General features: G+C 65.4%; 8 protein-coding genes and 1 riboswitch. Of the genes, 1 reads left to right on the forward strand and 7 read right to left on the reverse strand.

Annotation, left to right across the window (positions count from 1 at the left end; all coding sequences use genetic code 11):
- From ileS to A5652_RS15470, 6 genes are all read right to left on the reverse strand, one after another.
- The coding region (gene ileS / locus A5652_RS15445) for an isoleucine--tRNA ligase (protein WP_156745358.1) at window positions 1-1,993 on the reverse strand (1,993 nt) is incomplete at its 3' end.
- A 371-nt stretch (window positions 1,994-2,364) separates the two neighbouring features.
- Window positions 2,365-2,598 (reverse strand): Rv1535 family protein, encoded by a 234-nt coding sequence (locus A5652_RS15450; protein WP_067352928.1) that lies wholly within the window; start codon window positions 2,596-2,598, stop codon window positions 2,365-2,367.
- A 277-nt stretch (window positions 2,599-2,875) separates the two neighbouring features.
- A riboswitch (M-box (ykoK) riboswitch) is annotated at window positions 2,876-3,060 on the reverse strand.
- A 182-nt stretch (window positions 3,061-3,242) separates the two neighbouring features.
- A complete protein-coding gene (locus A5652_RS15455; RefSeq protein ID WP_067352931.1) occupies window positions 3,243-4,367 on the reverse strand; it encodes a nitronate monooxygenase family protein in 1,125 nt (374 codons plus the stop codon).
- 32 nt (window positions 4,368-4,399) lie between these two features.
- Window positions 4,400-4,981: a carboxymuconolactone decarboxylase family protein gene (locus A5652_RS15460; RefSeq protein ID WP_067352934.1), complete on the reverse strand. Its 582-nt coding sequence runs from the start codon at window positions 4,979-4,981 to the stop codon at window positions 4,400-4,402.
- A gap of 51 nt (window positions 4,982-5,032) precedes the next feature.
- On the reverse strand, window positions 5,033-6,754 hold the full coding sequence (locus A5652_RS15465; RefSeq protein ID WP_067352937.1) for an AMP-binding protein: 1,722 nt from the start codon (window positions 6,752-6,754) through the stop codon (window positions 5,033-5,035).
- Window positions 6,755-6,869: 115 nt separating this feature from the next.
- Window positions 6,870-8,444, reverse strand: coding sequence for an MFS transporter (locus tag A5652_RS15470; protein WP_082983924.1), 1,575 nt, complete (start codon window positions 8,442-8,444; stop codon window positions 6,870-6,872).
- Window positions 8,445-8,754: 310 nt separating this feature from the next.
- Here A5652_RS15470 and A5652_RS15475 point away from each other — a divergent pair, with 310 nt between their 5' ends.
- Entirely contained in the window at window positions 8,755-9,429 is a 675-nt protein-coding gene (locus A5652_RS15475) for an isoprenylcysteine carboxylmethyltransferase family protein (RefSeq protein WP_067352942.1), read from the forward strand.
- 83 nt (window positions 9,430-9,512) lie between these two features.
- Here the strand turns inward: A5652_RS15475 and A5652_RS15480 are convergent.
- Window positions 9,513-10,230, reverse strand: a 718-nt coding sequence (locus A5652_RS15480; protein ID WP_232001204.1) for a phosphopantetheine-binding protein, incomplete at its 5' end; no start/stop codon positions are given.

Below are 10,230 nucleotides of genomic sequence, written 5' to 3' on the forward strand. Positions count from 1 at the left end.
GCCGCACGCCGTCGCGGATGCCCTGCTCGGTGACGATGAGGTTGCCCCCGCGCAGAATCGGCGAGGCCATCAGGAACCAGCGCATGGCGTCGGAGCCGTCGCGGTCGAACACCTCGCTGACGTCGGGATAGTTGCGCAGCGACTTGCTCATCTTCTGGCCATCGGAGCCCAGCACGATGCCGTGTGCCACACAGGTTTTGAAGGCCGGCCGGTCGAACAGCGCGGTGGCCAGGACATGCAGCGTGTAGAACCAGCCGCGGGTCTGCCCGATGTACTCGACGATGAAGTCGCCGGGGTAATGACCGTCGAACCACTCTTCGTTCTCGAACGGGAAATGCACCTGGGCATACGGCATGGATCCCGAGTCGAACCACACGTCGAGCACGTCGGGGATCCGCCGCATCGTGCTGGCTCCGGTCGGGTCGTCGGGGTTGGGGCGGGTCAGCTCGTCGATGAATGGGCGGTGCAGGTTGGTGGGCCGCACCCCGAAGTCGCGCTCGAGTTCGTCGAGGCTGCCGTAGACGTCGATCCGTGGGTAAGCGGGATCGTCGGACTTCCACACCGGAATCGGGGTGCCCCAGTAGCGGTTTCGGGAGATCGACCAGTCGCGGGCGCCCTGTAGCCACTTGCCGAACTGGCCGTCCTTGACATGCTCGGGGTACCAGGTGATCTGCTGGTTGAGTTCGACCATGCGGTCCCGGAATTCGGTGACCGCGACGAACCACGACGACACCGCCCGATAGATCAGCGGATTGCGGCAGCGCCAGCAGTGCGGGTAGGGGTGTTCGTAGGTTTCGTGGCGAAGCAGCACCGCGCCGTTGGCCGAGGCAGGACCGCTACCGTTCTTCAGGTCGCGGATGATGTGCGGGTTGGCGTCAAAGACGTGCTGCCCCTGATAATCCGGGACTCCTGCGTCGAACCGCCCCTTGGAATCGACCGGCGTGACCGGCACGATACCGACCTTGTCGGTGGTCGCCATGTCATCCTCGCCATAGGCCGGCGCCATGTGCACGATGCCGGTACCGTCCTCGGTGGTGACGAAATCGCCGGGCAGGACCTGGAACGCGTCGGCCGTGTCCATAAAGTACGGAAACGGCGGCAGGTAACGGGTGCCCAACAGGTCGGCGCCGAGATAAGTGGCCAGGATCTCCGGCTCTTCGCCGAGCTCGCGGGTGTAGGCAGCCAGCCGCGCTTCGGCCAACAGGAAACGCCGCTCACCGACCCGCACCTGGACGTAGGTCACGTCGGGGTTGACGGCGACGGCGAGGTTGGACGGCAGGGTCCACGGCGTGGTCGTCCACACCAACAAATAGGCGCCATCCAGGTCGCCGCCGACCACCCTGAATCCGACCGTGAGAGCCGGATCCTGGCGGCTCTGGTACACGTCGTCGTCCATCCGCAATTCGTGGTTGGACAGTGGGGTTTCGTCGCGCCAGCAGTACGGCAGCACCCGGTAGCCCTCGTAGGCCAGGCCCTTGTCCCACAGCTGTCTGAACGCCCAGATCACCGACTCCATGTAGGGCAGGTCCAGCGTCTTGTAGTCGTCGTCGAAGTCGACCCAGCGCGCCTGGCGGGTGACGTAGGCCTGCCATTCGTCGGTGTAGCGCAGCACCGAGGCGCGGCATGCGTCGTTGAACGCGGCGATGCCCATGTCGTCGATCTGCGATTTGTCGGTGATGCCCAGCTGGCGCTCGACTTCGAGTTCGGCCGGCAGGCCGTGGGTGTCCCAGCCGAAGCGGCGCTCCACCTTGTAGCCGCGCATGGTGCGGTAGCGCGGGACGATGTCCTTGACGTAGCCGGTGAGCAGGTGCCCGTAATGCGGCAGCCCGTTGGCGAACGGGGGCCCGTCGTAGAACACGTATTCCGGTGCGCCGTCGCGCCGCGCGATGCTGGCCCGGAAGGTGTCGTCACGGGCCCAATAGTCCAGCACCTCGAGCTCGAGCGCGGGAAAGTCGGGCGCGCCCGGCTTCGGGTAAGCCTGGACGGAGTCCACGAGCTGAGGCTCAAAGTCAGCTTCGGGGCCGGATGTGTCGGTCACGATGCGCGTTGTCTCCTGTGCCACGGTGCAAACCGGGGACGACGACGCGCTGGCTGCGCGAGCGCCGCGGTACCACCCCGCTTGCCGCGCTTTCGCGTGGCCGCTCGATGACGGCTGTGACGGGCCTACCCGTTCGGTTCTACTGGGCCAGGACGGCCGTTCTTCCGAAGGCTCCCCGGTGATGGCCGGATCGACGCCAGTAAGACGATTCTACGAAGACCCGCAAATCCGGGCGCGCTCCAAGGGGTCGCCAAGGCGCAGAACTACCTCTGCGCCCAAGTGACCCCTTGGAGTGGGAGTCGCTCGACGTCCATCGAAGTTCGGCCTCAGGCCCGCACTTCGAGGACGCCGACCCGCCACAGGGCGGCGTACACGTGACGCAGCGGCACGCTCAGCAGGCGAGCGGCGCCGTCCACCAGGGGGTCGCCGCCGGCAGCGAACGCCCGGTTGTCGTCCCGGCGGTGGGCCTTGGTCACGGGAACCGGAAACGTGTCGGTGTCGCGCACGACGGTCAGCGTGCGGGTGGACGCTACGGTTACGTCGTAGAAAGCTGCGGTCATTTTCGCCTCCTAGGGGGAGATCCAAAGGGGATTGATCGGACTGGCGTGTCCCACCCCGCGTGATCTCAGAACGCTTGGCCGATAACGACTTAGCGTTGCGCCGACTCAGCCGAGAAGGTCGCGCCGGAGACCGGATCGGGACGAAACACGGTTCGGACTTCGGTCCGGACTATCGCTGGAACTCATGTGTCCCTCACCTCCTCGCGGTCACGATGTATGCGCGGGTCGCATGCAATCTATGCGCAGCAAAGGAGCAGAACCCGACGACCGTCGGAGAACCGCACCCCTCTCGTCAGAGCTTCGGCACCACACGACGTGTCCTGACCTGGAAAACGATCCGAGCCGGAAGCCACCTGGGCTCAACCCTTAAGCCGGGAGGAGCTGTCCTGACCCGGGGCGTCTTTCGACGTTCGGGGTCAGTGGCCTGTATTCGTGTAGACGCCTCACCTAACGAGGTGCTTACCGGACCGATCATGCACGACGGGTATGACGCGGTCAAATCCCTGAATGGCGTGTCGGCGATTCTGTACACATTCATCAGGGGTGCCACAGCATTCGGCCAGGTCCAGCGCGTTGACCTGGGCGTTCGCGGTGACGGCTGTCAAGAATGCGTCAGTGCCGCGCGCTTGTCGGTCCACCTGTCGTCACTTCTCGACCAGGCCGTCGAGCCGGCCGATGGTGTCGATGAACTCGTCGACCATGTCGACCACCACGGAGCGCGTCGGGCGGACCCTGTCGAGCGAGCCCACTACCTGCCCGACGAAGTAGGTGGCCAGCTCACGCGCCTTGGCGCCGTGGTGGGCAGCGGCTTGGTTGATACGCACCTGCGGCTCGGTGATCAGCGCGGTCTGCAACGGCATGCCCAGCGGATCCGGGTTTTCCGGCCGCTCCCACTCGTCGGTCCAGGCCGTGCGCAGCATGCGTGCCGGCTTGCCCGTCATCGAGCGGGATCGCACGGTGTCCGACGAGGTGGCCGCCAGGAACTTCTCCTTGACCACGGGTACCGTCTCGGCTTCTTCGGTGGTCAGCCACACGGAGCCGCACCACACGCCCTCGGCGCCGAGGGCCAGCGCCGCGGCGATCTGGCGACCACGGGCGATTCCACCGGCGGCGAGGACGGGCACCGGCGCGACGGCATCGACGACCTCGGGTACCAAGACCATCGTCGCCACCTCGCCGGTATGACCACCCGCCTCGGTGCCTTGCGCGACGATCAGGTCGACGCCCGCTTCGGCGTGCCGTTGGGCGTGCCGGGTGGTGCCGGCCAGCGCGGCCACCAGCACGTCCCGCTCATGTGCGCGGCGGACGACGTCCGCCGGAGGCGGCCCGAGTGCGCTGGCGATCAGCCGGATGTTGCTGGAGAAGGCCACGTCGAGCAGCGGCTCGTACATCTTGGGCGAGATGCTCAGGCCGCCCCTTGACCCGGGCGACTCCTCGGCGGACGCGGTGACGCCGTAGCGGGCCAGGAGGTCCTCGACGAAGGCGCGATGCTCGTCGGGCAGCAGAGTGCGGGCCTGCGTGGTGTCGATGCCGCCCTGCTCGGCGCCAACGTATTTGGGCGGAAGCAGCAGATCGACTCCGTAGGGCTTGCCCCCCGTCTGCTCCTCGATCCAGGTGAGCTCGCTCTCCAGGCGCCGGGGACTGTGCGCGGTGGCGCCGAGGACCCCGAAGCCGCCAGCGTTGGTCACCGCCGCCACCACGTCGCGGCAGTGGCTGAAGGCGCAGATGGGGAATTCGACTCCGAGCATCTCGGCGACCCTGGTTCTCATTGCCCGACGCTAAGGAGCTACGGATTGATATGTCAATCGATTACGGCTTGCGTTGGCGGTCGGCCGTCCGGCGGCCAGCTGGAGACGCCCTCTTCGAGCGGGACCTGAAGGCTGTGCAGGATCGACGAGACCATCCGCCACGCGCCAATGGCGGTGACGAGCTCGATGAGAACCGTTGTGTCGCCCTTCAATTCACGCTCGCAGGCCGCCCAGCTCTCGGCGCTCACCGCGCCGTCGCGCACCACGTCGTCGGTCGCGGCCAGCACAGCGCGCTCGGTAGGGCCGAACCCGGCGTGCGCTTGCCAGTCGCGCACGCCGAGCAGGTCGTCGGGGGCCACACCGAGCCTCGACGCAACCCGCCAGTGCTGCGTCCATTCGTAGTCGCATGCGGTGAGCCAACCGATTCGCATGATCACCAACTCGCGCAACCGGGGGTCGAGCGCACCGTGCCACAGCATGGTGGCGAGCAGATCGTTGATTGCGCGCGCCAGCGGCGGATGGTTGAGAAGCACTTGGAAGATGCTGAGTTCGGCCATGTAGTTGGGCACCGCGGCTTCATCGGCGGCGGCCTTGGCCTCACCGGGCGGCAGGCCCGGGACACGGGCGGTTGTCATGGTTTGAGCATCCCACGCGCCCGGGGACAAATGGTGCCGACGCCCTAGTGCCTAAGCGTCCAAGCGGGCGAACTGATTCTGCCGGTACTGCTCGACACAGGCCGCTCGCCTGACCTTGCCGCTGGTGGTGATGGGGATCGAGCCGGGAGCCACCACGACGAGGTCCGCCACTCCCAACCCATGGGAATTGGATATCGCCGAGGCGACTTTGCGTTTGACGGCCAAAAGCTTTTCTGCCGCGACCTCTGCGGAGTCGCCATTCTTCTTGAATTCGATTATCGCGACCAGCTTTTCGGTCTCCTTGTCGGGAACCGCGATCGCCACGCAGCGCCCCCGCGTGATCTCCTGGATCGTCGCCTCGATGTCGTCGGGAGAGTGGTTACGCCCGTAGACGATCAAAAGATCCTTGATGCGCCCCATGACGAACAGCTCGCCATCCGAAACGAAACCCAAATCGCCGGTCCGAAGCCACGGCTCCTCGGGTGTACCCGTCGACGGATTGACGAGTTTCGCGCGGAAGGTGTGCTGCGTTTCTTCGGTTTTGCCCCAATATCCCGACGCGACATTGGCGCCGTGCACCCAGATCTCACCGGTCGTCCCGTCCGGACACTCGGTGGCCGTCTCGGGATCGACGATTCGCACCACCGGCGAGGGCGGCAACTCATAGCCGACCAGCGGAGTCCCCCCGCCGGCACAATGCTCCGCGCGGCCGGCGGACAACGCATCGGGATCGAACCTGACGATCCGTGGGGGCTGACCCGACGCGCTGGTCGCCACATACAACACCGCCTCGGCCAGTCCATACGAAGGCCGAAGCATCGTGTGGTCCAGATTGAACTTGGCGAACCGGTCGGAGAAACGCCGCAGCGTCGCCGCATGGATTCGTTCGCTACCGCTGATGAACGCCACAACGTCGCCGAGATCAAGCCCGGCCATGTCCTCGTCCGTGGTTTTGCGCACCGCCAGTTCGTAGGCAAAGTTCGGTCCCGCCGTGACGGCGCGCCGATGGGTCGCCATCAGCTGCATCCAGCGGGCGGGGCGCTGCAAAAATGCCACCGGGCTCATGAGAACGGCGTGTACTCCGGCGAGGACCGGTTTAAAGATTCCCGCCACCAGACCCATGTCGTGGTAGAACGGCAGCCACGACACGACAGTCATGTCCATGCCGGAATCGGCGAAGTAGGCCTGCACCCACTGTTGGAAGTTGGTTAGCACGTTTTCGTACGAGATCATGACGCCGGCCGGCCGGCGCGTCGATCCGGACGTGTATTGCAGGTAGGCGATATCGGACCTGCTGCCGTCGCCGTCGGACGCCGCTCTGGAATCCAAGTCGAGGGCATCGATCTCGATGACCGACGGGGTGGAACCACCGTTGCGCGCCTCGACATACTCGGCGACATTGCCGACGACCGAGGACGTCGTGAGGATGACTGATGGCGACGTGTCCTGCAGGACCGAGTCCACGCGCTCGTCGTGGACGCCGCCCGTGGGGGCCGAAAGCGGCACTGCGATAAGCCCGGCCTGCAATGCGCCGAGAAACGCGACGATGTACTCGAGCCCCTGCGGTGCCAGTATCACGGCGCGGTCACCGCTGCATGCGCTGCGGCCGAGTTCGTGTGCGACGTTCGAAGTCCTGCGATACAGCTGAGACCAGGTCAGGGTTTCGGGGACTCCGTCCCAATCCTGCTCGTAATCCATGAATGTGAACGCTGGGTCGTTGGGCTGCAAACTCGCACGCTCACGCAGCACATCCGGGATGGACGTCTCAAACACAGGCCTGAGATTACCGGGGCCGTCGCAGTGGATGTTCGAAAAGGGCAAATTGGGTGGACGGTGGTTCACCCGCCCCACACCCCCGTTCGCATGGGCGAGGGTGGCACGACGCCAGCTACAGTTCAGCGGCCATTTTGGCCTCCTGCGCCCGCGCCACATCCTGCGCGCTATAGCCGATGAACAGCGCCACCACCCCCAGCAGGACGACCGCGCCGGCGAGCCACAGCAAACCATAGGTATAGCCACGGTCGAGCGCATACAGCTGGGCGGCATTCATCGACTTCGCCGGGCCGCTGATGCCGCCCAGGGACAGGGTGTGCGAGGTGATGGCGGCCTGGATGACGGACAGCACCACCGGCCCGCCCAGCCCCTGCAGCACCACCGCGATGGCAGAGGTGGGCCCGATCCGGTCGGGACCGACGCTGGCGATCACCGACAGCGAAAGCGGCACCACGATCAGGGCGACGCCGATACCGGCGACGACGATCGGTAGCGCCAGGTCAGGAAAGTATGGGACGCCGCGATGCAACTTCGAGGCGTACAGCGCGCCGCCGAACATCAGGATGCTGCCGCCGATCACCACCACCCGCGGGGGAAATGACACCACCAGCCGCGAGGCCGCGCCCAGCCCGACCGCCGCCGCTACGACGAACGGGATGAAGGCCAGACCGGATTGGAGCGTGTTATAGCCCATGATGTCCTGCACGTACACGGTGACCACGAGCATCAAAGCCATGATCAACCCACCGGTGAGAAACAAGGCCGCGAACGTGGCAAGCCGATTGCGGTCGGCGAACAAACTGAATGGCAGGACCGGGTTTTCCGCCCTGCGCTCGACCACGGCGAACGCGGTGAAAGCCGCCAGGGCCACCGCACCCGCTCCTATGGTGCCCGCCGACAGCACTCCCTTCCCCGACTGCATCGAGAAGCCGAGGACCACCCCGGTGACCCCCAGCGTGGCCAACATCGCGCCGGTGGCATCGAGCTTCATCCGCTCCCTGTGGGTTTCCCGCAGCGCGATGTGGGCCAGGTACAGCGCCAGCAGCCCGATCGGTGCGGTCACGAAAACCGCCAGCCGCCATGACACTTCGGTGATTATCCCGCCCACCACCAGGCCCAGCACCGAGCCGACGCTGCCCATGGCGGTGAACACCGCCATCGCGCCATTGCGTAAGCGGCCCTTCGGGAACGTCGTCGCGACCAGGGCCAAGCACGTCGGTGCGAGTATCGCGATAGAGACACCTTTCAACATCCGCGCCACCACGAGGCTGCCTTCGTCCCACGCGATCGCGGACATCACCGATGCGACGGTTGACAGCACGGTCCCTATGACGAAGGCGCGCTTGCGGCCGATCGTGTCACCGAGACGACCGCCGACCAGTATCAATCCGTTGCACGCCAACAGGGTCGCGAACACAACCCAGTTTCGCCCGGCACTCGACAGGTTCAGCTCGTTCTGGATCTTGGGAAGCGCCACTATCCCGATCGTGAGCTCTATCGACGCCATCAACTCCGCGCTGCCGAGCGCGACGATCGCGGCGATGAACCGGCCCCGAGACAGTTCAATCGGCGCATCCGCTGTCTGGGCAACAGCATGGCCATTACGAGTGGCGTCGGGGCCGCTGATCCTGCGAGTTAAGTCGTCCAGCGAGATCGTGCCGGCTCTGGGCCGATGGGAACCCCCCGCCATAGCGGGCTACGGTACAGCAAACGCGCAACGCGCAGGCCAGCGTTGTAGTAAATCGCTGGGCCGGACCCAGATTTGGTGGGGGTCAGGCAGCTTGGGCCCATCGCGAAGCCGGCCGAACGGGCGCTCCGACGCCGCTGGCCGCTCGCCCTTTGACCAATCGTGCACATCCATCCGGCAGCCGACGGTAGTGTCAGCCCTGCGCCGCTGTTGTGGCCGCTGCAATCGGTGGTGCGCTGGGAACAGCGGCTTTCCGGCGCCGCGGTGTGCGCGCTGTTAGCGTGGTGCACCGGACGGAGGATAAGGAAGATTCTTGAAGACCATTCCTAAGATGTTGGTATTCGGCCTGATTGAGCCGGGCGTGTTCGGCTTGATCCTCTTCTTGGCGGCATTCACGCTGAACTACTGGCAAGCGTGGGTGTTTCTGGCGGTGTATGCCATTTCGGCATGGATTCCCAGCATCTACTTGTTACGGACGAATCCCGTTGCGCTGCAGCGGCGGATGCGCGGGGGCCCGGCGGCAGAGTCGCGAACTGTACAGAAGTTCGTGATGGGTGGCGTATGGATGTCGCTGACGGCAACGCTAGTGGTCAGCGCTCTTGACCACCGCTTTGGGTGGTCGTCGGTACCCGCGGCGATCTGCTTGGTCGGCGATGCGCTGGTCGCCAGCGGACTGGGTGTGGTGATGCTGGTGGTCATCCAAAACAGCTACGCGGCCGCGACAGTGCGAGTGGAAGAAGGCCAGAAGCTCACCTCCACTGGTCTGTACGGCCTCGTCCGCCATCCGATGTACACCGGCAACGTGATCATGATGCTCGGCGTCCCCCTCGCGCTCGGTTCCTACTGGGGCCTCATCTTCGTCATACCGCACCTGATCGTGCTCGGCGTGCGCATCCGCGACGAGGAAAGACTTCTCGAGGAACAACTGGATGGATACCGCGAGTACAGACAGAAAGTTCGCTATCGCGTAGTGCCACTGATGTGGTAGCCGCCGCTCGGCACTAGATCAGGCGCACGTCGGCGCCGAGGCGTCGGCGAATTGGTCCAGCCCGCTACGCGATCGACGCAACCTCAGCCGTCGCCGGCCTGTCGTCCGTCGTGAACTTCGTCCACCGCGCCGGCATGACTGCCGACGTGCTGGCTCAACGCTCTCACCGACGGCGCCGCGAAGAGGGTGCGCAGCGAAACGCGGCTGTCGAAAGCGGCGTTGATCGCGGCAATCACCTTCATCGCCGACAGCGAATCTCCACCAAGGTCGAAGAACGACTCATCGGCCCCGAAGTGGTCTACCCCCAGGATCTGGGTGTAGATGTCGGCCAGCATCTGCTCGACCACCGTCTCGGGCGCGCGATGACCATCACCGTTGTCGTGTCGTTCGGGTTCGGCCATGGTCGCGGTCGCCGACGGGGCAAACCTTTCTCGGCCGCCCCAACCGTCCTCCAGCAGACCCGTCGACGCTATCGACCGCGTCGGCTCGGAGATCATGGCCACCAGCAACCGCTGCAGCCGCTCGATGAGCGCCTCGATGCCGGCAACGTCGAACACGTCGGTGCGGAATTGAACACGCAGGTCCAGTTCCCGGCCCGGCCCGGCCTGGACCGTCAGCGGGTAGTGGTAGTAATCGCGGAAGTCGGCGATCGTCAACTGCTGCTCGCCCCATGAGCCCGCGCTGCCCTTGGGGTAGTTCTCGTACACGAAAACGGTGTCGAAGAGTTGTTGGTGACCGGTGACGCGGTGAATGTCGCTGAGCCCCAGGTGCTCGTGATCGAGTGTGTCGTTGCGCGCGCTC

This window comes from Mycobacterium sp. 1165178.9 (genome assembly GCF_001673555.1).
Lineage (GTDB): Bacteria > Actinomycetota > Actinomycetes > Mycobacteriales > Mycobacteriaceae > Mycobacterium.